General features: G+C 61.2%; 20 protein-coding genes. 18 read left to right on the top strand and 2 right to left on the bottom strand.

Annotated features, from left to right (window positions below):
* Positions 1 to 129 precede the first annotated feature (129 nt).
* From PspS35_RS00550 to lptE, 18 genes are all read left to right on the top strand, one after another.
* Positions 130 to 1,251 carry a Re/Si-specific NAD(P)(+) transhydrogenase subunit alpha gene (locus PspS35_RS00550; RefSeq protein WP_159932322.1) on the top strand — a complete coding sequence of 374 codons (1,122 nt, stop codon included), beginning with the start codon at positions 130 to 132 and terminating at the stop codon, positions 1,249 to 1,251.
* A 15-nt stretch (positions 1,252 to 1,266) separates the two neighbouring features.
* A complete protein-coding gene (locus PspS35_RS00545; protein WP_005783507.1) occupies positions 1,267 to 1,590 on the top strand; it encodes an NAD(P) transhydrogenase subunit alpha in 324 nt (107 codons plus the stop codon).
* On the top strand, positions 1,590 to 3,026 hold the full coding sequence (locus tag PspS35_RS00540) for an NAD(P)(+) transhydrogenase (Re/Si-specific) subunit beta (protein ID WP_017736001.1): 1,437 nt from the start codon (positions 1,590 to 1,592) through the stop codon (positions 3,024 to 3,026). The genes PspS35_RS00545 and PspS35_RS00540 overlap by 1 nt, the downstream gene beginning before the upstream one ends.
* Before the next feature lie 179 nt (positions 3,027 to 3,205).
* Positions 3,206 to 4,699, top strand: coding sequence for an acetyl-CoA hydrolase/transferase family protein (locus tag PspS35_RS00535; protein WP_159932321.1), 1,494 nt, complete (start codon positions 3,206 to 3,208; stop codon positions 4,697 to 4,699).
* Positions 4,700 to 5,017: 318 nt separating this feature from the next.
* Positions 5,018 to 5,233, top strand: a complete 216-nt coding sequence (locus PspS35_RS00530) for a DUF1127 domain-containing protein (RefSeq protein ID WP_159932320.1) — start codon at positions 5,018 to 5,020, stop codon at positions 5,231 to 5,233.
* A gap of 285 nt (positions 5,234 to 5,518) precedes the next feature.
* Entirely contained in the window at positions 5,519 to 5,839 is a 321-nt protein-coding gene (locus tag PspS35_RS00525) for a DUF2388 domain-containing protein (RefSeq protein WP_159932319.1), read from the top strand.
* A gap of 102 nt (positions 5,840 to 5,941) precedes the next feature.
* Positions 5,942 to 6,250 (top strand): DUF2388 domain-containing protein, encoded by a 309-nt coding sequence (locus tag PspS35_RS00520; protein WP_159932318.1) that lies wholly within the window; start codon positions 5,942 to 5,944, stop codon positions 6,248 to 6,250.
* 39 nt (positions 6,251 to 6,289) lie between these two features.
* A complete protein-coding gene (locus PspS35_RS00515; protein ID WP_159932317.1) occupies positions 6,290 to 6,610 on the top strand; it encodes a DUF2388 domain-containing protein in 321 nt (106 codons plus the stop codon).
* On the top strand, positions 6,607 to 8,568 hold the full coding sequence (locus tag PspS35_RS00510; protein ID WP_159932316.1) for a DUF4105 domain-containing protein: 1,962 nt from the start codon (positions 6,607 to 6,609) through the stop codon (positions 8,566 to 8,568). The genes PspS35_RS00515 and PspS35_RS00510 overlap by 4 nt, the downstream gene beginning before the upstream one ends.
* Before the next feature lie 378 nt (positions 8,569 to 8,946).
* Positions 8,947 to 10,254: a CitMHS family transporter gene (locus PspS35_RS00505; RefSeq protein WP_159932315.1), complete on the top strand. Its 1,308-nt coding sequence runs from the start codon at positions 8,947 to 8,949 to the stop codon at positions 10,252 to 10,254.
* Between the two features lie 64 nt (positions 10,255 to 10,318).
* Positions 10,319 to 11,086, top strand: coding sequence for a TerC family protein (locus tag PspS35_RS00500; protein WP_159932314.1), 768 nt, complete (start codon positions 10,319 to 10,321; stop codon positions 11,084 to 11,086).
* A gap of 212 nt (positions 11,087 to 11,298) precedes the next feature.
* Positions 11,299 to 12,957: a Na/Pi cotransporter family protein gene (locus tag PspS35_RS00495; protein ID WP_159932313.1), complete on the top strand. Its 1,659-nt coding sequence runs from the start codon at positions 11,299 to 11,301 to the stop codon at positions 12,955 to 12,957.
* A 57-nt stretch (positions 12,958 to 13,014) separates the two neighbouring features.
* Positions 13,015 to 14,397, top strand: coding sequence for a pitrilysin family protein (locus tag PspS35_RS00490; protein WP_159932312.1), 1,383 nt, complete (start codon positions 13,015 to 13,017; stop codon positions 14,395 to 14,397).
* A gap of 72 nt (positions 14,398 to 14,469) precedes the next feature.
* Entirely contained in the window at positions 14,470 to 15,501 is a 1,032-nt protein-coding gene (locus PspS35_RS00485) for a DUF5924 family protein (protein WP_159932311.1), read from the top strand.
* Positions 15,502 to 15,556: 55 nt separating this feature from the next.
* On the top strand, positions 15,557 to 16,705 hold the full coding sequence (locus PspS35_RS00480; RefSeq protein ID WP_159932310.1) for an ABC transporter permease: 1,149 nt from the start codon (positions 15,557 to 15,559) through the stop codon (positions 16,703 to 16,705).
* Positions 16,702 to 17,505 carry an ATP-binding cassette domain-containing protein gene (locus tag PspS35_RS00475; protein ID WP_159932309.1) on the top strand — a complete coding sequence of 268 codons (804 nt, stop codon included), beginning with the start codon at positions 16,702 to 16,704 and terminating at the stop codon, positions 17,503 to 17,505. The genes PspS35_RS00480 and PspS35_RS00475 overlap by 4 nt, the downstream gene beginning before the upstream one ends.
* A gap of 1 nt (position 17,506) precedes the next feature.
* Complete coding sequence (locus PspS35_RS00470; RefSeq protein ID WP_159932308.1) at positions 17,507 to 18,445, top strand: MlaD family protein; 939 nt, start codon at positions 17,507 to 17,509, stop codon at positions 18,443 to 18,445.
* Positions 18,442 to 19,053: an LPS assembly lipoprotein LptE gene (lptE, locus tag PspS35_RS00465; protein WP_159932307.1), complete on the top strand. Its 612-nt coding sequence runs from the start codon at positions 18,442 to 18,444 to the stop codon at positions 19,051 to 19,053. The genes PspS35_RS00470 and lptE overlap by 4 nt, the downstream gene beginning before the upstream one ends.
* Before the next feature lie 39 nt (positions 19,054 to 19,092).
* Here lptE and PspS35_RS00460 read toward each other — a convergent pair whose 3' ends face one another.
* Together PspS35_RS00460 and gltP are read right to left on the bottom strand one after the other, a co-directional pair.
* A complete protein-coding gene (locus PspS35_RS00460; protein ID WP_159932306.1) occupies positions 19,093 to 20,322 on the bottom strand; it encodes a spore maturation protein in 1,230 nt (409 codons plus the stop codon).
* A gap of 97 nt (positions 20,323 to 20,419) precedes the next feature.
* Complete coding sequence (gltP, locus tag PspS35_RS00455; protein ID WP_159932305.1) at positions 20,420 to 21,751, bottom strand: glutamate/aspartate:proton symporter GltP; 1,332 nt, start codon at positions 21,749 to 21,751, stop codon at positions 20,420 to 20,422.
* Positions 21,752 to 21,850 lie beyond the last annotated feature (99 nt).

The raw sequence follows: 21,850 nt of genomic DNA, 5'->3' as shown, positions 1-21,850 counted from the left end.
GCAAAATGCCGCGCCCCGCTGTCATTTCAGCGGGATCGTGCTGATCGGCCGCCCCAGTTGCGCCACTCGCGGTGCACTGGCCTTTTTACAAAAAGATCAAAAGCAAAAAGATCATGCAGGAGATTTGACGTGCACATTGGTGTTCCTCTCGAAACCCAGACCGGTGAAACGCGGGTGGCTGCCACCCCGGAAACCATCAAAAAGCTGATCGGCCAGGGCCATAAGGTCACTGTACAAAGCGGCGCAGGCATTAAAGCCAGCGTCCTCGACAGTGCCTACGAAACGGCAGGCGCAACCATTGGCAGCGCCAGCGATGCGTTTGGCGCCGAACTGATCCTCAAGGTGGTGGCGCCCACCGACAGCGAACTAGCGCTGATCAAAAGCGGCACCGTGCTGGTGGGCATGCTCAACCCGTTCAGCAACGAAACCATCGCCAAGCTGGCCGGGCAGGGCATTACCGCCTTTGCACTCGAAGCCGCGCCACGCACCTCGCGGGCACAGAGCCTCGATGTGTTGTCCTCGCAAGCCAACATCGCCGGTTACAAAGCCGTGCTGCTGGCTGCTCATCACTATCCGCGCTTCATGCCGATGCTGATGACCGCTGCCGGTACCGTCAAAGCCGCACGCGTGCTGATCCTCGGCGCCGGTGTTGCTGGCTTGCAGGCCATCGCCACAGCGAAACGTCTGGGTGCGGTGATCGAAGCGTCTGACGTACGCCCGGCGGTAAAAGAGCAGATCGAGTCCCTTGGCGCCAAGTTCGTCGACGTGCCCTACGAAACTGATGAAGAGCGCGAATGCGCCGTCGGTGTTGGCGGCTATGCGCGCCCCATGCCCACCAGCTGGATGCAGCGCCAGGCCCTGGCCGTGCACGAGCGCGCCAAACAAGCCGACATCGTTATCACCACCGCGCTGATCCCGGGCCGCAAGGCACCGACCTTGCTCAGTGCAGAGACCGTCGCGCAGATGAAACCCGGCTCGGTGGTCATCGACCTCGCCGCCGCCCAAGGCGGTAACTGCCCGCTGACCGTGGCCGATGAAACCGTCGTGGAAAACGGCGTGATCATCTGCGGCCCGACCAACCTGGCCGGCGCCGTCGCCGCCGACGCGTCAGCCTTGTACGCGCGCAACCTGCTGGACTTCCTGAAGCTGGTCTTCAACAAGGAAGGGCAGTTTGAACTCAACCTCGAAGACGACATTGTCGCCGCGTGCCTGATGTGCCGCGACGGCCAAGTCATCCGCAAAAACGCCTAAGCAGGGATTCAGACGATGGAAGAGCTTATCTCCCCCGGTATCTACAACCTGATCATCTTTGTGCTGGCGATTTATGTCGGTTACCACGTGGTCTGGAACGTAACACCCGCGCTGCACACGCCACTGATGGCGGTGACCAACGCGATTTCCGCGATTGTGATCGTCGGCGCCATGCTGGCTGCGGCCCTCACTGTTACGCCATTGGGCAAGACCATGGGCACCCTGGCGGTCGCTCTGGCGGCGGTCAATGTGTTCGGCGGCTTCCTGGTGACGCGTAGGATGCTTGAGATGTTCAAGAAGAAAGCGCCCAAAGCTGTGAAAGAAGAGGTGCAGAAGTAATGAGCATGAATCTGGTAACGACGCTCTACCTGATCGCGTCGATCTGTTTCATCCAGGCCCTCAAAGGCCTGTCGCACCCGACCACCTCGCGGCGCGGCAACCTGTTCGGCATGCTCGGCATGGCGCTGGCGGTGCTCACCACCGTGGGCCTGATCTATAAGCTCGGCGCTGAGCTGGCCACGGCTGGTATCGGCTACGTGATTGTCGGCCTGCTGGTCGGCGGTACCGCCGGCTCGATCATGGCCAAGCGCGTAGAAATGACCAAGATGCCCGAACTGGTGGCGTTCATGCATAGCATGATCGGCCTGGCGGCGGTGTTCATTGCGATTGCCGCCGTGGTTGAGCCGCAATCGCTGGGCATCGTCAAACACTTGGGCGACGCGATCCCTGCGGGCAACCGTCTGGAACTGTTCCTCGGTGCAGCCATCGGTGCCATCACCTTCTCGGGTTCGGTGATCGCCTTCGGCAAACTGTCGGGCAAGTACAAGTTCCGCCTGTTCCAGGGCGCACCGGTACAGTTCGGTGGCCAGCACAAGCTGAACCTGGTGCTTGGGCTGCTCACGCTGGGCCTGGGCCTGGCGTTCATGTTCACCGGCAACCTCACCGCCTTCGCCCTGATGCTGGCCCTGGCGTTCGTGCTCGGTGTGCTGATCATCATCCCGATTGGCGGCGCCGATATGCCGGTGGTCGTCTCGATGCTCAACAGTTATTCCGGCTGGGCCGCAGCGGGTATCGGCTTCTCGCTGAACAACTCGATGCTGATCATCGCCGGCTCCCTGGTGGGCTCCAGCGGCGCGATCCTGTCGTACATCATGTGCAAGGCGATGAACCGCTCCTTCTTTAATGTACTGCTCGGCGGTTTCGGCAATGCGCCGGATGCGGGTGCCGCTGCCGGTTCCAAAGAAGCACGCCCGGTCAAATCCGGCTCGGCTGATGACGCAACCTTCCTGCTGACCAATGCCGACACCGTGATCATCGTCCCAGGCTACGGCCTGGCGGTGGCACGCGCACAGCATGCGTTGAAAGAGCTGACAGAAAAGCTCACCCATCGCGGCGTGACCGTGAAGTACGCGATCCACCCGGTGGCAGGTCGCATGCCCGGCCATATGAACGTCCTCCTGGCCGAGGCAGAAGTGCCTTACGACCAGGTGTTCGAAATGGAAGACATCAACTCCGAATTCGGCCAGGCCGACGTAGTACTGGTGCTCGGCGCCAACGACGTGGTCAACCCGGCCGCCAAGAACGACCCGAACTCGCCGATTGCCGGCATGCCGATCCTCGAAGCGTTCAAGGCCAAGACCATCATCGTCAACAAGCGCTCGATGGCCAGTGGTTATGCCGGCCTGGATAACGAACTGTTCTACCTGGACAAGACCATGATGGTCTTTGGTGACGCCAAGAAGGTCATCGAAGACATGGTCAAAGCCGTCGAGTAACACTGCTTCAACGCAATACTCGAAACCCCGGCCTTTAGTAGGCTGGGGTTTTTTATTACCGCATGAAACCCGACCAAAGGCTCTAAATCGCTACTCGGCATTCGACCATGGTAGCGGGCCGAAACTTTTTGAAATCACTACACTGCCCACCTTGCTTCCGTAGCCTGAGATAACAATTCATGTACCGTGATCGTATCCGCTTGCCTTCGTTGTTGAACAAGGTCATGAGCGCGGCAGATGCCGCCGCACTGATCGAGGACGGCATGACCGTCGGCATGAGCGGCTTCACCCGAGCCGGTGAAGCCAAGGCCGTCCCCCACGCCCTGGCCGAACGCGCCAAGACGTCACCACTGAAAATCACCCTGATGACCGGCGCCAGCCTGGGCAACGACCTGGACAAGCAACTGACCGAAGCCGGCGTACTGTCGCGCCGCATGCCGTTCCAGGTCGACAGCACCCTGCGCAAGGCCATCAATGCCGGCGAGGTGATGTTTATCGACCAGCATCTGTCGGAAACCGTCGAGCAACTGCGCAACAACCAGCTCAAGCTGCCGGACATTGCCGTGATCGAAGCCGTCGCGATCACAGAGCTTGGGCATATCGTGCCCACCACCTCCGTAGGCAACTCGGCCAGTTTCGCAATTTTCGCCAAGCAAGTGATCATCGAGATCAACCTGGCGCACAATCCGAACCTGGAAGGGTTGCACGACATCTATATCCCGACCTACCGGCCAACGCGCACGCCAATTCCGCTGGTGAAGGTCGACGACCGCATCGGCAGCACCGCGATTCCCATTCCGCCGGAAAAAATCGTCGCCATTGTCATCACCAACCAGGCGGACTCGGCATCGACTGTCACGCCGCCCGACAGTGACACCCAAGGGATCGCCAACCACCTGATCCAGTTCCTCAAGCAGGAAGTTGATGCGGGTCGCATGACCAACAAGCTCGGCCCGCTGCAAGCGGGTATCGGCAACATCGCCAACGCGGTGATGTGCGGCTTGATCGACTCGCCGTTCGAAGACCTGACCATGTACTCGGAAGTGCTGCAGGACTCGACCTTCGACCTGATTGATGCCGGCAAGCTGAGCTTCGCTTCGGGTAGTTCGATCACCCTGTCGGAGCGGCGCAATGCCGACGTGTTCGGCAACCTGGAGCATTACAAAGACAAGCTGGTGCTGCGCCCGCAGGAAATTTCCAACCACCCTGAAGTGGTGCGACGCCTGGGCATTATCGGCATCAACACCGCGCTGGAGTTCGATATCTACGGCAACGTCAACTCCACCCACGTCTGCGGCACGCGAATGATGAACGGCATCGGCGGCTCCGGGGATTTCGCGCGTAATGCGCACCTGGCGATCTTTGTCACCAAGTCGATTGCCAAGGCCGGCGCGATTTCCAGCGTGGTGCCGATGGTCAGCCATGTGGACCATACCGAGCATGACGTCGACATCCTTGTCACTGAAGTCGGCCTCGCTGACCTGCGCGGCCTGGCGCCACGGGAACGTGCACGGGTGATCATCGACAACTGTGTGCACCCGGCGTACCGCGATGCGCTGAACAGTTACTTCAACGCGGCCTGTGCCATCGGCGGACACACCCCGCATATCCTGCGCGAAGCACTGAGTTGGCACATTAACCTGGAAGAAACCGGGCACATGCTCAAGGCTTGATTGGTACAGATCCGAGCTGATGCAAACACAGTTTCATCAGCTCGGCGGTACGACCCTCATATCTGGAAAAAACTGTACTGCTGTACCGGTCTTTTCCTACAGAAATAAGCTACTCGCCTGACCAAAAACCGCCAAATCGCACCATTTAAGTGCGCACAGGTACAGTTGCCCCATTTCCGTACAGTACAGCACCTATAAACAGTTAACTGGCCCCTCACAATACAGGTGAACTGTATCTAGAGAGTCTTGCGCCGGAGGAGGATCATTGGCATCAGTTAAACCACTACCTAATCCCGCCATAAGCGGAAGGATGTCATCATGGAACGTACACTCAGTTCCGAACTGTTCTTCGAAGAAAAAGCTGTAAACACCCAGGCTTCCCTGCCTTTGCGCGTTCTCGCCAACCTGATGTTGTGGCAGCGCCGCATGTCCAGCCGCCACCAATTGGCTCGCCTGGATTCGCGTCTGCTGGCTGACGCCGGTATCAGCGAAGCTCAACGCTACGAAGAGCTGAGCAAGCCGTTCTGGCGCTAATTGGCGCCCGCTGGCCCTGACCCACCGGGTCCACTGCCAGCACTGATTTTTCAAGACAAAGCCCGCCCCGGGAGACTGGAGGCGGGCTTTGTTGCTTTCAGGTCTTGCCGCTCACACCGAGGGCCCGACGCAAAACAAGTACAGTTTTAACAATCTCTACAATGACTGGTACAGTTGCTGCCGCGTTACAAAAACTATCCGAACCGATAAGCCGCGGCCTACTATCCAACCGGTACGTGGCAAGCGTCTGCGCCACCTTCATTGTTCATTTACAGGAGTCACCCCATGTCCCGTCTTCGACTGCTCAGCGCTGCCACCTTGCTGGCCTTGGCTGCCAACGCCAACGCAACCAGCTTCATCGTGACCACCGATTCTATCGTCGGCGCCCTGAAGGCCACTTCCGACGCTACCTCCGATGCCACGTCCTCCCTGCGTGACAACAAGGTCGTGCGCGCCGCCCGGGACGACGCCGCCAGCTTTGTCGCCAGTGAAGGCGCCATTCGTGGCGTGAAGCTGGAAAGCGCCCTGGCACAGATCCGTCAACAAGCCCCCCAACTGGACACCGCGACTGACGCACAGCTCGCCCAGGCTATTCTGGCGATCTAAGCCCTGCCGCAAAGGGAGCGCGCGCGCTCCCTCATGCCTTCGCGCTGGCTCTCGCCCGGGCGTTGCGCTAGCCTTGGCGCTCGCTTTCAGTTGTTGAGTCCCATGGCTTTTTCATACCGCTTGTTTATTGTCCCTGTGTGTGTTTTCGCCGGATGGTCACCGCTGGCATCTGCCTTTGACCTGACCATCCAGAGCACCGTCGCGAGCGCCTACGCCACCAGTAAAGTGACCTCGGCACCGTTTGACCGCAAAGTAGTCGCGGCCGCCCAGGATGACGCCGCCGCGTTCATCGCCACTGACGGCCAATGGCGGGGCGCACGGCTGGAGTCGGCACTGGATTACCTGCGCCGTACCCAACCAAAACTTCATGCCAGCGACCTTGAACTGGCGCAGGCAATTCTCGTCCAATAATCATCCCTGTATTTCCATCTTTGTATTCGGAGTTATTCCATGCGTAGCCCGCTGATCGCCGCCACCCTTGGCCTGCTGTTGTTGGCCGACGTTGCCCAGGCGCAAACCCTGGTGGCCACCAGTAACATCATTGTGCGCGCCTCTGGCCGCACCATTGATTTCACTTCGGACACCACCACCTCCATCCGTGACTCCAAAGTCGTGCGCGAAGCCCACGATGATGCGGCCAGTTTCGTCGCCACCCACGGCGAAATTCGTGGTGCACAACTGGAAGCCGCCTTCGATACCCTGCGCACCCGCTTGCCGCAAGCCCGCGACGCCAGCGACCAGACCCTCGCCGAAGCTATTCTCGCTCTGTGAGGCGCCTCGCTGCCTGGCTCCTGGCCGGGACTGTGCTGCTGTGTGCCAGCGCCGCCCAGGCCAGCCTGCAACTGCGGCTCAAGACAGAAGGCCTGAGCCCGGCCGAACAGCAGGCCAGCCAGGCATTGCTCGATGAAGCGATGCGCTCACTGCCGCCGCGCTTTATCGAGCAGCTGGACCGGCGCATCGATGTCGGCTGGACCGACAAGATGCCCGAGAATGCTTACGGCCAGGCGTCGTTGGTGTCCGAGCTGGACCTCAATCGCAACCTGCTCGCGAGCCTCACCGACGGCAGCGCCGCCACCCAGAAAACCAATCGCCCCCACGGCACCGTGCGCCGGGAAATGCTCGCCACCGTGCTGCATGAACTGACCCACATCTATGACCGTGCTCGCCTGTGGTCCAACGACGAGCGCACGCTGATCCAGCGCTGCAGCCGCCAGAACAGCATCACCGGTTTGATCGGCCTGCCTGATCAATGCCGTGGCCAGAATGAACGCCGGTTCACCCTCAGCGATGACCCGCGCCTGCTGGACTTGGCCGGCTGGCCGCAATATGTCGGCCGGCGCGGCGAACGCGAGCAGCACAACCGCCAGGTCGTGCGCAGCCCGGACCTCTACGAAACCAGCAGCCCGCTGGAGTTCGTCGCGGTCAACATGGAATACTTCCTCCTCGACCCAAGCTACGCCTGCCGGCGCCCCGCGCTGTTCCGCTATTACCAGCAACACTTCGGCTGGGCGCCACCTGAACAGGACGCCTGCGCCAAGGCCTACCCGTTCCTCAATGCCGGCAACGACTTCGCCAAAACACCACTGGGCCATGTGGACCCAGAACGCGTGTATGAAATCGACTACCTGCTGGCCGAAGCCAACCAGAACCTAGTCAGCCGCTGGGGCCACAGCATGCTGCGCCTGGTGATCTGCGCACCGGGCCGCCCCCGTGGGCCAGATTGCCGTTTGGACCTGGACCAGCACCTGGTGTTGTCCTATCGCGCCTTTGTCGGCGACGTACAACTGTCGAGCTGGGACGGCCTGGTGGGCAAGTACCCGTCACGCCTGTTCGTGTTGCCGCTGGCCCAGGTGATCGATGAATACACCAAGACCGAGCTGCGCGGCCTGGCCTCGGTGCCGTTGAAGCTGTCACGCCAGGAAATCAACGACACCGTCGAGCACGCCGCAGAAATGCATTGGAGCTACGACGGCAACTACTTCTTCATATCCAATAACTGTGCAGTCGAAAGCCTGAAGCTGTTACGCAGCGGCAGCGCCAACCCGCAACTGACCGGCCTGGACAACATCACCCCCAACGGCCTGCTTGAAGTGCTGCAAGCCCGTGGCCTGGCCGATACCAGCGTGCTGAATGACAAACGTGAGGCCCTGCGCATGGGCTATCACTTCGACTCGTTCCGCGAACGCTACCAAGCGATGTTCGACGTGTTGCGCAAACACCTGCCGATCAAACAGACCCAAGTTGAAGACTGGCTATCGTTGAGTGCCGCCGAACGCCGCCCTTGGTTCGACCGGGCCGACCTGCGTACCAGCGCCGCCCTGTTGTTGCTGGAACAAGCCAGCTTTCGCAAACAGTTGATGCTGGCTCAGGACGAGGTCAAACAACGCTACCTCGGTGCCCGCGAGCTGAAAAACGGCGGTATGGAGAAAGCCAACGCCACGCTGCAACAGATCCTCGCCAACAGCGGCTTCCTCAGCCGGCCAGCGGAATTGCTTGGCAGCGGCGGCTACGGTCTGCCACAACCGTCGGAAGCCAAGCGCCTGGAATCGGAAAGCGCCGAACGCCAAAAACAGCTGCAATCGCTGACCGGCGAACTGGATAAAGAGGTGAGGGCGCTGCTGGACCCTTCCCGCGCCGCCGAGATCGCCGCGTGCGAAGCCAACCTCAAGCAGGTCGGCGAGCACCTGCGCAAACTGCACAAGGCCGCCGGCGGCCTTGAGCTGCCCTGACGTAGCCCAGATCAACACAGCTCAACGGTGGGAGGGGGCTCACCCCCGATAGCAGTGCATCAGTCAGGACATTTGATACTGATACGCCGCCATCGGGGGGCAAGCCCCCTTCCACCGTTGACCGATGTATTCCTGTAGACCGTGCATCCGCCCACCGTCACCTGTTTTGCCAGCGAAAGCTGGCTGAAAGCTTTCACGTCTAGGATCGCCCCCACTGCCGGCAAAAGACCGGCTGTTTACAACAACAATGGTGATTCCCGATGTCCGCCCGTACCCGCCTGTTCGCCCCAACTCCCCCCGTACGCCTCGTGCCTTTCGTTCTGCGCTGACCCCACTCGGTTCGCCATTCCCTAGCCGCGCTACGCCTGGAGTATTCCTATGCTGACTTTCCTTGGCTTTGCCATGGTCATCACGTTCATGTTCCTGATCATGACCAAGCGCCTGTCCGCGCTGATCGCCCTGATCATCGTGCCAATCCTGTTCGCGCTGTTCGGCGGTTTTGCGCCGAAGATCGGCCCGATGATGCTCGAAGGCATCACCAAGCTTGCGCCGACCGGCGTGATGCTGATGTTCGCCATCCTCTACTTTGCCTTGATGATCGACTCCGGCCTGTTCGACCCGGCCGTGCGCAAGATCCTCAAGATGGTCAAGGGCGACCCGCTGAAGGTGTCGGTCGGTACCGCCGTGCTGGCGCTGGTGGTGTCCCTCGACGGTGACGGCGCCACCACCTACATGATCTGCGTGGCCGCCATGCTGCCGCTGTACCAGCGCATCGGCATGAGCCCGCGGATCATGGCCGGCCTGATCATCCTCGCCGGTGGCGTGATGAACATGACCCCTTGGGGTGGCCCCACCGCCCGCGCCGCCAGTGCGCTGCACGTGGACCCTTCGGACATTTTCGTACCGATGATCCCGGCGATGGCCGCCGGTGTGGTGGCGATCCTGGTGATTGCCTACATGTACGGCAAACGTGAACGTGCACGCCTGGGTGAACTGCACCTGCAAGGCGACGAGATCGACCACAGCGAAATCAGCGTGTCGCAATTCCCGGACGCCCGCCGTCCGAAGCTGATCTGGTTCAACGGCGCCCTGACCCTGGCCCTGATGTGCACCCTGATCGCCGGCCTGTTGCCGCTGCCGGTGCTGTTCATGGTGGCGTTCAGTATCGCAATGATCGTCAACTACCCGTGCCTGCAACAGCAGAAAGACCGCGTCGCCGCCCATGCTGGCAGCGTACTGGCGGTGGTGGGGCTGATCTTCGCCGCCGGTATCTTCACCGGGATCCTGTCCGGCACCGGCATGGTCGACGCCATGTCCAAGAGCCTGCTGGCGGTCATTCCTGAAGCGATGGGCCCGTACCTGGCGGTGATCACCGCGCTGGTGAGCATGCCGTTCACCTTCTTCATGTCCAACGACGCGTTCTACTACGGCGTGCTGCCGGTGCTGGCCGAAGCCGCCAGCCACTACGGCATCAGCGCAGTGGAAATGGCCCGCGCCTCCATCGTTGGCCAACCCGTGCACTTGCTCAGCCCGCTGGTACCGTCGACTTACCTGCTGGTAGCCCTGGCCGGTATCGAATTCGGCGATCACCAGCGCTTCACCCTGAAGTGGGCAGTGCTGGTGTGTCTGTGCATAATGTTCGCCGCATTGCTGATGGGGATTTTTCCGCTGTTCAGCACTCTATAATCGTACAACCCAACTGCGCCGGCCCTACGCCGGCGCGGTCTAACACACGCTCAAAGGAATACACATGGAATGGCTGACCAATCCGGAAATCTGGATTGCCTTCTTCACCCTGACGGCTCTTGAGATCGTCCTGGGCATCGATAACATCATCATGATTTCGATCCTGGTCAGCCGCATGCCCAAGCATATGCAGGCGCGCACCCGGATCTTCGGCCTGGCGCTGGCGATGGTCACGCGCATCCTGTTGCTGTTGTCGATCACCTGGGTCATGCAACTCACCGCCGACCTGTTCGTGGTGTTTGGCCAAGGCATTTCCGGTCGCGACCTGATCCTGTTCTTCGGTGGCCTGTTCCTGCTGTGGAAAAGCTCCCAAGAGATGTACCACGCCCTGGAAGGTGAAGACGAAACCCAAGACGAGCCGAAAGGCGCCGGTGGCAAGTTCATCTACACCATCATCCAGATCGCGATCATCGACATCGTGTTCTCCCTGGACTCGGTGATCACTGCTGTCGGCATGGTCTCTCATGTGCCGGTCATGGTGGCCGCGATCGTGGTGGCCGTACTGGTGATGATGCTGGCTGCTGGCACCATCAGCGAGTTCATCGACAAGCATCCGTCGCTGAAAATGCTGGCGCTGTCGTTCCTGTTGGTGGTGGGTACCGTGCTGATCGCCGAATCCTTCGACGTGCATGTGCCAAAAGGCTACGTCTACTTCGCAATGGCGTTCTCGCTGGCGGTGGAAGCGGTGAACATCAAGATGCGCACCGCTATCGCGAAAAAGAGGAAACAGCAGGATCCGGTGAAATTGCGCAAGGACATCCCGGGTCAATAACCCGAGCCAGTCGAAAAAACGGGGCGCTTGCGTCCCGTTTTTTTCATCCGCACACAGCTGACTTCATGACAGTTTTGTTTCAATCCCCACTTTAGCTATGCGATGCTGGCGCGGAGCCCATTCGCCAACTACAGCTTAAGTACAAGACGTAGAGCGGCACGCGGTAACTTTCCTTCGCTCCTGTTGGAGCGCACCTACACGGGGGGCCGAGCATGCTGACCTTGCTCAATCTGCTTTCCGCCGTGACCCTGCTTATCTGGGGCACGCACATCGTCCGTACCGGGATCCTGCGGGTCTACGGTTCCAATTTGCGTCAGGTCATTGGGCATAACATGTCCAAACGCTGGCTGGCGTTTGTTGCGGGCATCCTGGTCACGGCAATGGTGCAGAGCAGCAACGCCACGGCCATGCTGGTGACCTCGTTTGTCGGCCAGGGCCTGATGGGCCTGATGCCCGCCCTGGCGACCATGCTCGGCGCCGACGTCGGCACCGCACTGATGGCCCGCGTGCTGACCTTTGATTTGTCCTGGCTGTCGCCGCTGCTGATCTTTCTCGGCGTTATTTTCTTTCTGTCGCGCAAACAGACGCGGGCGGGGCAGTTGGGGCGGGTGGGCATCGGCCTCGGGCTGATCATCCTTGCACTGCAACTGATCGTCGAAGCCGCCGGGCCGATTACCCACGCCCAGGGCGTCAAGGTCATCTTCGCCTCGCTGACCGGCGACATCTTGCTCGATGCCCTGGTCGGCGCCTTGTTCGCGATGATTTCCTACTCCAGCCTGGCTGCCGTCCTACTGACCGCAACGCTGGCCGGTGCCGGCGTGATCGGCTTGCACGTGGCTATCGGCCTGGTGATCGGCGCCAACATCGGCAGCGGCGTGCTGGCCTTCCTCAGCACCAACATGCAAAACGCCGCCGGGCGCCAGGTGGCCCTGGGCAGCCTGTTGTACAAACTGATCGGCCTGCTGCTGATCATCCCGGTACTCGACCCGCTCGTACGCTGGATGGATGGTTTGGACTACAGCACCCAAGGCATGGTCATCACCTTCCACCTGCTCTACAACGTCAGCCGCTGCCTGATCCTGCTGCCCACCATCGGCCCGATGGCCCGTCTGTGCGCGTGGTTGCTGCCCGAGCGTGAAGAGCTCAATGGCAAGGCCAAACCACGCCATCTGGACCCCACGGCGCTCACCACCCCCAGCCTGGCCCTGGCCAACGCCGCTCGCGAGACCCTGCGCCTGGGCGACCTGATCGACAACATGCTGATGGCGATGCAGGAAGTGCTGCGCGGCAAGCAAACTGCCATCACCCAGGAAATGCGCAGCCTCAGCGACGACGTCGAAGCGCTCTACAGCGCAATCAAACTCTACCTGGCGCAAATGCCCCGCGAAGACCTCAGTGAGCAGGACAGCCGCCGCTGGGCCGAGATCATCGAGTTGTCGATCAACCTCAAGCTCGCCGGCGACCTGATCGAGCGCATGCTGCGCAAAGTCCAGCAGCAGAAAACCTCCCAGCGCCGCCAGTTTTCTGAAGTCGGCCTGGAAGAACTCACCGGGCTCCACGGTCAGTTGATTGCCAACCTGCGCCTCGGGCTGTCGGTCTTCCTCAGCGCCGACCCGGAAAGTGCCCGCCAATTGCTGCGCGAGAAGCGCCGCTTTCGCGCCCAGGAACGCCGCCTGGCACACGCTCATGTGAGCCGGCTGCAACGCAAAGTCGTACAGAGCCTGGAGACCAGTTCCCTGCACCTGGAGCTGATTGCTGACATGAAACGCCTCAATTCGTTGTTTTGCAGCAGTGCGTATGTCGTGTTGGAAACCTCCGACACCGGCGCGCTCTCGGCCGAAGATATTGTCGACATCACGCATTCGCCCTGAACGTACGATGGCCCGTGAAGTCAGTTAAAGCTGACCTCACTCGCCAGGAAGCCAGTTATGCGTCGCCTGTTATTCGCCTGCCTGCTCATGGGTGCTGCCCACGCCTTTGCCTTTGACCGCCTGCAAGTCGAGGGCTACACCTTGCCCAACGGCCTGCAATTGCTGCTCAAGCCGGGCACCGAACGCGGGCACGTGGCGATCCGCCTGGTGGTCGGCGTAGGCCTGGATGACTTCGGTTGCGAGGACAAGGAACTGCCGCACTTGCTCGAACACTTGCTGTTCAGTGGTATCGACGGCGGCGGCGAAGGCGACCTCGAAGAGCGCATGCAAGCCCTGGGCGGCGAGTGGAACGCCTACACCAGCAACGCCGACACCACCTTCGTGATCGAGGCGCCGGCGCACAACCAGCGCAAAGTGCTGGACCTTCTGCTGGCAATCATCACCCGCACCGAACTGACCGACGCCAATATCGACGCAGCCAAAAAAGTCGTCGAGCGCGAAGACGGCGGCCACTATTCGCACCTGCAACGCCTGTTGGACCGTCAGGACCTGGGCCACACCGCCAGCAATCAACTGGCCGTCGAGTTGGGCCTCAAATGCGCCGAACGCGCCGAGGTCGATCACCTGAGCCGTGACCAATTGCAAACACTGCGCAAGAATTGGTACGCGCCCAACAACATGACCCTGATCGTCGTCGGCGACCTCGACAAACTGCTGCCGGCCTACCTGGAACGCACCTATGGCGCACTCGACCCGGTCGACCCCTCCGAGCACAGGCCCCTGCCGGACATCCAGCACACCGCCCTCCATCAACGTGAGCTGATCCACGGTTGGGTCGGCAACAGCGCCAAGCTGCACTGGCTGTTCCCCGAACCGGTGCTGGATGACCAATACGATGAAACCTACGACCTGCTCAAGGACTACCTCGACTGGGCGCTGTACCGCCAACTGCGCCTCAAACACGGTTTGTCCTACGGCCCCTGGAGCGAACGGGAAGTGCTCGGCGGCGTTGGTTTCCTCAGCCTGAATGCCGACCTTGAGCGGGAAAACCTCGCCGAAGCCGAACAGGTGCTGCATGACCTTACCGCGCAATTGCTCAAGGACGGCCTCGACCCAGCCACCTTCGCCCGCCTGCAACAGGCCGCCATCGCGCGGCAAGCCTGGGCCGTGCAGGGCAACAGCGCCCTGGCCGACTACTATTGGGCAGCCGCGGCCGACTACGACAAAGGCCACCTCAGCGACCCGGTCAAACGCATCAAGGCCGTCACCCTGACCCAGGCCAACCAGGCCATGCGCGAGGTGCTCAAGCAGCCAGGCTACTGGCGTATCGAAAAACCGCTGCTGAGCTACGACATGCTGAACTGGATCGGCGCCGGGGTGCTCGGCCTGATCGCCATTGTGTTGATCGGCATGCGGGTTTATCGCAAACGGATCACGTAATCGGGCACCGCACACCGGGCTAAGGCGTTATTCTGTCTCGGATTTTTTCCTACAAAGACTGCGAACCGCCGAATGCAAAACGTGACCCGTTTAATCACCCGCATCCTCGAACTGATGAAGCGCTACCCAGGGGTGATTGCACTCGGCGGCTTTATCTCAGGGGTGTGCAGCTTCATCCTGGTCGACCGCCAGCAGGGCATGGCCAGTTGGATCGCAGTGATCATGCTGGTGAGTTGGCTGTGGTTGATGCTGGAGAACAGCTTCACCCAGCTGTTTACCAAAGTGTTCAAGCGGGAAATCCCCGAACCGCTGCTGCGTTACGCGACCCAGATGATCCACCAGGAAAGTCTGTTCTTCGTGCTGCCGTTCTTTTTCATCACCACCGCCTGGAACAGCGGCCAATCGGTGTTCACCGGCCTGCTCGGCGCGGCGGCGCTGGTGTCGATCATCGACCCGCTGTATTACAAATGGCTGGCGCCCAAGCGCTCGCTGTTCCTGGCGCTGCACACCCTGACGCTGTTCGCCGCGCTGCTGACCGCGCTGCCGATCATCCTGCACCTGACCACCGCCGAGAGCTACAAACTCGCCCTCGGCGTGGCTATGGCGTTGTCGATCCCAAGCCTGGCGGTGAGCATGCCGCTGCGCAGCCTCAAGGGCTGGGCGATGCTGCTGGGCGTAACGGCCGCCATTGGCTGCGCGGGTTGGTTCCTGCGCAGTTGGGTACCGCCAGCCACGCTGTGGATGACCGAAGTGGCCATCAGCACGCAGCTGCAAGACCGCACGCCGGGCGATGACCTCAAGGAAGTCAGCGCCGCCCAACTGCGCAGCAGCGGGCTGTACGCCTATACCGCGATCAACGCGCCACGCGGGCTGAATGAGCGGATCTACCATGTGTGGAAATTCAACGGCAAAGAGGTCGACCGCATCGCCCTGGATATCCACGGCGGGCGCAAGGAAGGCTATCGCGCCTGGACCCACAAGCAGAACTTCCCGGCCGATGCGGTGGGCCGCTGGCAAGTGCGGGTGTTGACCGAAGACGGCCAGGTGATCGGCGTGCTGCGCTTTAAAGTGACTGACGCAGCACAAACGGACAACCCACAGTAGGCTGTATCGTGCTATTACGTAGCAATTGTGGATAGCCAATACAAGCTCGGAGCTTATGACCAGTAGCACCACAGCCGGCGCAGCCCAACTCGATACGTCCACCACCCCTGCGTTACTCAGGATTACCGGGGACTGGACGCTTGCCCACTACGCAAGCCTGAAAAAGCTGTCGGACAAGCTCGACGGCCAATACGACGCCGGCGCCCGCATTGACCTGAACGGCCTCGGCGCCCTGGATACAGCCGGCGCCTCGCTGCTGGTGGAATTGCTGGGGCCCACCCGTATCGAGCAATCCGCCGAGCAGACCGATTGCAGCCTGTCCGCAGCCGACCGCGCACTGCTAAAAACCGTCTACCGCTCACTCAACGACTTCTGCGTACCGGAAAAAGCCCCGGAAGAGGCCACTGGCATCCAGGTGCTTGCGCGCATCGGCCGCGCGGTGGATACGGTGTGGCAGGACAGCAAGCAATTGCTGGGCTTTATCGGCCTGATCCTCGAAACCTTCGCCCGTGGCATCTTGCGCCCCAAACGCTGGCGCATCACGCCGATGGTTGCGCACCTGGAACAGGTCGGCCTCGACGCGGCGCCCATAGTGGCCCTGCTGACATTTCTGGTCGGCGCGGTAGTGGCCTTCCTCGGCGCCACCGTGCTCAAAAGCTTCGGCGCGACGATTTTCACCGTGGACCTGGTGGCGTTCTCATTCCTGCGGGAATTCGGCGTGTTGCTCACCGCGATCCTGATCGCCGGCCGCACCGCCAGTGCGTTCACCGCACAGATCGGCTCGATGAAGGCCAATGAAGAAATCGACGCGATCCGCACCCTGGGCCTGGACCCGATGGAGCTGCTGGTGTTGCCCCGCGTGCTGGCGCTGCTGGTGGCGCTGCCGATGCTGACGTTTTTGGCGATGCTTTCGGGGATTGTCGGCGGCGGCGTGGTGTGCGCCGTGGCCTTGGATATTTCGCCGGCGATGTTTCTCTCGCTGCTGCAATCGGACATTGGCGTGCAACACTTTTTGGTGGGCATGGTGAAAGCGCCGATCTTCGCCTTCCTGATCGCCGCCATCGGCTGTCTGGAAGGTTTCAAGGTCAGCGGCAGTGCCGAATCGGTCGGCGCCCACACCACTTCCAGCGTGGTGCAGTCGATCTTTGTGGTGATCGTGCTGGATGCGGTCGCCGCGCTGTTCTTTATGGAGATGGGCTGGTGAGTCGCTTACACCGTGCGCCCGCTGAGGCGGTGATTGAGGTGCGTGGCCTGTGCAATCGCTTTGGCAGCCAGAGCGTGCACGAAAACCTCGACCTGGATTTGTACAAGGGTGAAATCCTCGCGGTCGTGGGCGGCTCCGGCAGCGGCAAGTCGGTGCTGCTGCGCAGTATCGTCGGCCTGCGTCGGCCCAGCGAAGGCGAGGTGCGGGTGTTCGGCAAAAACCTGCCGACCCTGCCGGAACACGAACGCTCGCTGGTGGAGCGGCGCTTCGGCGTGCTGTTCCAGAAGGGCGCGCTGTTTTCCTCGCTGACCGTGACCGAAAACGTCGCACTGCCGCTGATCGAACACGCCGGCCTCAGCCGCCGTGATGCCGAGCACCTGGCGGCGGTCAAACTGGCCCTGTCCGGGTTGCCGCTGTCGGCGGCCGACAAGTACCCCGCGTCGCTGTCCGGCGGCATGATCAAGCGCGCAGCACTGGCCCGTGCCCTGGCGTTGGACCCGGATATCCTGTTCCTCGACGAACCCACTGCCGGCCTCGACCCGATTGGCGCGGCGCAATTCGACCAACTGATCCTGACCCTGCGCGACGCGCTGGGCCTGAGCGTGTTTTTGGTCACCCATGACCTGGACACGCTGTACACCATCACCGACCGCGTGGCGGTGCTGGCGCAGAAAAAAGTGCTGGTGGCGGACGCCATCGATGTCGTCTCGCAAACCGACGACGCCTGGATTCACGAATATTTCCACGGCCCCCGGGGCCGCGCGGCATTGGATGCCGCTCAACCGCTCAACGAGGTATGACATGGAAACCCGAGCCCATCATGTGATGATCGGTCTGTTCAGCGTGATCGTGGTGGTCGGCGCGATGCTGTTTGGCCTGTGGCTGGCCAAATCCAGCGTCGACAGCGCCTTCCAGGATTACGAAGTGATCTTCAACGAGGCGGTCAGCGGCCTGTCCCAGGGCAGTTCGGTGCAGTACAGCGGGATCAAGGTGGGCGACGTGATCAGCCTGAGCCTGGACCCCAAGGACCCGCGCCGTGTACTCGCGCGCATCCGCCTGGCCGGGCAGACGCCCATCAAGGAAGACACCCAGGCCAAACTGGCGCTGACCGGCATCACCGGCACCTCGATCATCCAGCTCAGCGGCGGTACGCCCCAGAGCGCGGTGCTCAAGGGCAAGGACGGCAACTTGCCGCAGATCATTGCCTCGCCGTCGCCCATTGCCCGTCTGTTGAACAACAGCAACGACCTGATGACCAGCATCAACCTGCTGTTGCACAACGCCAACGGCATGTTCTCGGCAGAAAACGTCGACCGCATCAGTAAAACCCTGGACAACCTGCAGCAGACCACCGGGGCGATTGCCGACCAGCGCGGTGATATCAAGGTAGTGATGCAGCAACTGATGCAAGTGAGCAAACAGGCCAGCGCTGCCCTGGAGCAAACCACGGTGCTGATGCGTAACGCCAACGGCCTGCTCAACGATCAAGGTAAACAGGCCTTCGGCAGTGCCGAGCAGGCGATGAAATCCCTGGAGCAAAGTACCGCCACCATCAACACCTTGCTGAGCGACAACAAGGACTCGGTGAACAGTGGCATGCAGGGCCTCAACGAACTGGCGCCGGCCGTGCGCGAGCTGCGCGAGACCCTCGGTTCGCTTCGTGCCATCTCCCGGCGCCTGGAAGCCAACCCCAGCGGCTACCTGCTGGGCAGCGACAAGAACAAGGAGTTCACGCCATGAAGCGTGCTTATCAAATGATCGCCCCGGTCGCCTTGGCGCTGGTCAGCGCGTGCTCGATCCTGCCTAAGGCCGACCCTTCAAACGTGTACCGCCTGGCCGCCAGCCAGCCCGTCACACAAGGTACGTCGCTGGGCTGGTCGCTGCGCTTGACCAAGCCGCAAACCAGCGAGTTCCTCGACAGCCCGCGCATTGCCGTGGTGCCCAATGGCGACCTGATCAGCAGCTATGCGAATTCACGCTGGAGCGATCCGGCGCCGGTACTGTTGCGCAATCGCCTGCTGGACGGTTTCCAACGCGATGGGCGGGTGACGCTGTTGAGTACCGACGACACCAACCTGCAGGCCGATTACGAGTTGGGCGGGCAATTGCAGGCATTCCAGAGCGAATACCACGGCACGGCCGTGGAAGTGGTAATTCGCCTGGATGCGCGGCTGGTACGTGGGCGGGATCAACGGATTATTGCCAGCCGCCGGTTTGAAGTGCGCCAGCCGGTGAGCGATACCCAGGTGCCGGCGGTGGTGGCCGCGTTTGGGTCGGCGGGGGATCAGTTGAACAGGCAGGTGGTGGAGTGGGTGGTTCAACAGGGCAACGGTGCGGTGAAACGCTGAGGGCCTCATCGGGGCAAGCCCCCGATAGCCCTCTAAGCCTTAACCAAAGAACCAGTAGCACACCGAAATCGCCGCCACTACTCCGGCAAACTCCGCCAGCAACGCACACCCCACCGCATGCCGCGCCCGCTGGATGCCCACCGAACCGAAGTACACCGCCAACACATAAAAGGTGGTTTCCGTGCTGCCCTGGATCGTCGCCGCCACCAAGGCGGGGAAGCTGTCCACACCTTGTGTCTGCATGGTCTCGATCAGCATCGCCCGCGCGGCACTGCCGGAGAACGGCTTGACCATCGCGGTCGGCAACGCATCGACGAAGCGCGTGTCCATGCCGGTCCAGGCCACCACATGGCGAATGCCTTCCAGGCCAAACTCCAAGGCGCCGGAGGCGCGCAACACGCCAACGGCACAGAGCATCGCGACCAAGTAAGGCAGCAGGTTCTTGGCCACGTCGAAGCCTTCTTTGGCCCCTTCGACAAACGCCTCGTACACCTTCACCTTGCGCAACGCGCCGATCACCAGGAACAGCATGATCAGGCCGAATAACGTGAGGTTGCCGAGGATCGACGACAGGCCGGCCAGCGCTGTGGCAGAGAGCGTTGCCAGCAACGCCATAAAGCCGCCCAGTACCAGCGCACCCGGGATCAGGTACGCCAGCACCACCGGATCCCACAACCGCAAGCGCTGCATCACCGCCACCGAGAGCAGGCCCACCAGGGTCGACGCACTGGTGGCCAGCAGGATCGGCAGGAACACCAGCGTCGGGTCGGCGGCGCCTTGCTGGGCGCGGTACATGAAGATGGTCACCGGCAGCAGCGTCAGCGACGAGGCGTTGAGCACCAGGAACAGGATCTGCGCGTTACTGGCGGTATTGGGGATGGGGTTGAGTTCCTGCAACGCCTTCATGGCCTTGAGGCCGATGGGCGTGGCGGCATTGTCCAGGCCCAGGCCGTTGGCGGCGAAGTTGAGGGTGATCAAACCGATGGCGGGGTGGCCGGCCGGCACTTCCGGCATCAGGCGACGAAACAGCGGGCCCAGGGCCTTGGCCAGCCAATCGACAATCCCGGCTTTTTCAGCGATGCGCAAAAAGCCCAGCCATAAGGTCAGGGTACCGAACAACAGCACCATGACCTCCACTGACAACTTGGCCATGGCGAAAATGCTTTCGACCATTGCCGCAAAAATCCCGGCATTGCCGCCCACCAGCCATTGCGCCAGTGCTGACACCATTGCCACGACAAAGAAGCCAAGCCACAGGCCATTGAGCATCAGTTGAATCCCCCGAAAGATGGGGCGAATGATAGCGGGGCTGGCAGAAACGACAAACCCCGGATTTACCGGGGTTTGTGTTCAAGCTGTGCTGCGATCAGCCGCGAGTGGCTTGGGCGGTCGGCAGGGCTTGCTTGGTGCGCCAGTGCGGCAGGGAATTCCAGTAGCGCTCGCCCTTGGCGTCGTCGTACATGCCTTCCCAACGGGAGATGACCAATACCGCCAGGGCATTGCCGATCACGTTGAGGGCGGTACGCGCCATGTCCATGATGCGGTCCACACCGGCGATGAACGCCAGGCCTTCCAGCGGGATACCCACACTGCCCAAGGTCGCCAGCAGTACCACGAAGGACACGCCCGGCACACCGGCGATGCCTTTGGAGGTGACCATCAAGGTCAGCACCAGCATCAATTGCTGGCCGATCGACAGGTCGATGCCATACAGCTGGGCGATAAAGATCGCCGCGATGCTCTGGTACAGGGTCGAACCGTCGAGGTTGAACGAGTAGCCAGTCGGCACCACAAAGCTGCAGATCGCCTTCGGCGCGCCGTAGGCTTCCATCTTCTCGATCACACGCGGCAGCACGGTTTCGGAACTGGCGGTGGAGTAGGCCAGCACCAGCTCATCCTTGAAGATACGGATCAGCTTGAGGATCGAGAAGCCAAACAGGCGAGCGATCAGGCCCAATACTGCAAAAGCGAAGAACAAGATGGCGACATAAACCAGGATCACCAGCTTGGCCAGCGGCAGCAGGGAGGCGAAGCCGAAGTTGGCCACGGTCACCGCGATCAGTGCGAATACGCCGATCGGGGCGTACTTCATGATCATGTGGGTGACCTTGAACATGCTCTCGGACACGCCCTGGAACATGGTCACCAGCGGCTCGCGCAGCTCAGGCTTGAGGCTCGACAAGCCCAAGCCAAACAGCACCGAGAAGAAGATGATCGGCAGCATCTCGCCACGGGCAACAGCGGCGAAGATGTTCGACGGGATCAGGTTGAGGATGGTCTGGATGAACGCATGCTCATGCTGCACCTCGGCGGCGGTCGCCTGGTACTTGGAGATATCCACCGTACCCAGGGTGCTCATGTCGATGCCTGCGCCAGGGTGGAACAGGTTGGCCAACAACAGGCCGACCACGATGGCGATGGTGGTGACGATTTCGAAGTAAAGGATGGTTTTGACGCCGATGCGACCGAGCTTTTTCGCGTCACCGACACCGGCAATACCGACGATCAGCGAGGAAATCACAATCGGGATCACGATCATCTTGATCAGGCGGATAAAGATATCGCCCGCTGGCTGCAGTACGTTGCTGATCCACCAGGCCTTTTCAGCACTGAAATGGTTAAGCACTGCACCGATTGCAATCCCCAGCACCAAACCGATGAGGATCTGCCAGGCGAGGCTTAGCTTTGCCTTCTTCATGTCATTACCCTTACTTCAAGTGAACTTAAGGCAAATGCGCCAGCTGGACCGCTCGAAAGCGAAAAAGTGTGTGCATCTGCCTCCATGAAAGGTCACCGC

It is taken from the genome of Pseudomonas sp. S35, assembly GCF_009866765.1.
In the GTDB taxonomy this organism is placed as follows: domain Bacteria; phylum Pseudomonadota; class Gammaproteobacteria; order Pseudomonadales; family Pseudomonadaceae; genus Aquipseudomonas.
Note: the sequence above shows the minus strand (reverse complement) of the source record. Positions and strands in the feature narration are given on the sequence as shown.

What these genes read in the sequence shown, in the direction of transcription:
- PspS35_RS00500 (WP_159932314.1), top strand. Translation starts at nt 10,319, where the DNA reads ATGGAATGGCTGACCAATCCGGAAATCTGGATTGCCTTCTTCACCCTG.
- PspS35_RS00485 (WP_159932311.1), top strand. Translation starts at nt 14,470, where the DNA reads ATGCAAAACGTGACCCGTTTAATCACCCGCATCCTCGAACTGATGAAG.
- PspS35_RS00515 (WP_159932317.1), top strand. Translation starts at nt 6,290, where the DNA reads ATGCGTAGCCCGCTGATCGCCGCCACCCTTGGCCTGCTGTTGTTGGCC.
- PspS35_RS00530 (WP_159932320.1), top strand. Translation starts at nt 5,018, where the DNA reads ATGGAACGTACACTCAGTTCCGAACTGTTCTTCGAAGAAAAAGCTGTA.
- PspS35_RS00495 (WP_159932313.1), top strand. Translation starts at nt 11,299, where the DNA reads ATGCTGACCTTGCTCAATCTGCTTTCCGCCGTGACCCTGCTTATCTGG.
- PspS35_RS00460 (WP_159932306.1), bottom strand. Translation starts at nt 20,322, where the DNA reads ATGCTCAATGGCCTGTGGCTTGGCTTCTTTGTCGTGGCAATGGTGTCA.
- gltP (WP_159932305.1), bottom strand. Translation starts at nt 21,751, where the DNA reads ATGAAGAAGGCAAAGCTAAGCCTCGCCTGGCAGATCCTCATCGGTTTG.
- lptE (WP_159932307.1), top strand. Translation starts at nt 18,442, where the DNA reads ATGAAGCGTGCTTATCAAATGATCGCCCCGGTCGCCTTGGCGCTGGTC.
- PspS35_RS00505 (WP_159932315.1), top strand. Translation starts at nt 8,947, where the DNA reads ATGCTGACTTTCCTTGGCTTTGCCATGGTCATCACGTTCATGTTCCTG.
- PspS35_RS00540 (WP_017736001.1), top strand. Translation starts at nt 1,590, where the DNA reads ATGAGCATGAATCTGGTAACGACGCTCTACCTGATCGCGTCGATCTGT.
- PspS35_RS00520 (WP_159932318.1), top strand. Translation starts at nt 5,942, where the DNA reads ATGGCTTTTTCATACCGCTTGTTTATTGTCCCTGTGTGTGTTTTCGCC.
- PspS35_RS00525 (WP_159932319.1), top strand. Translation starts at nt 5,519, where the DNA reads ATGTCCCGTCTTCGACTGCTCAGCGCTGCCACCTTGCTGGCCTTGGCT.
- PspS35_RS00490 (WP_159932312.1), top strand. Translation starts at nt 13,015, where the DNA reads ATGCGTCGCCTGTTATTCGCCTGCCTGCTCATGGGTGCTGCCCACGCC.
- PspS35_RS00535 (WP_159932321.1), top strand. Translation starts at nt 3,206, where the DNA reads ATGTACCGTGATCGTATCCGCTTGCCTTCGTTGTTGAACAAGGTCATG.
- PspS35_RS00545 (WP_005783507.1), top strand. Translation starts at nt 1,267, where the DNA reads ATGGAAGAGCTTATCTCCCCCGGTATCTACAACCTGATCATCTTTGTG.
- PspS35_RS00480 (WP_159932310.1), top strand. Translation starts at nt 15,557, where the DNA reads ATGACCAGTAGCACCACAGCCGGCGCAGCCCAACTCGATACGTCCACC.
- PspS35_RS00470 (WP_159932308.1), top strand. Translation starts at nt 17,507, where the DNA reads ATGGAAACCCGAGCCCATCATGTGATGATCGGTCTGTTCAGCGTGATC.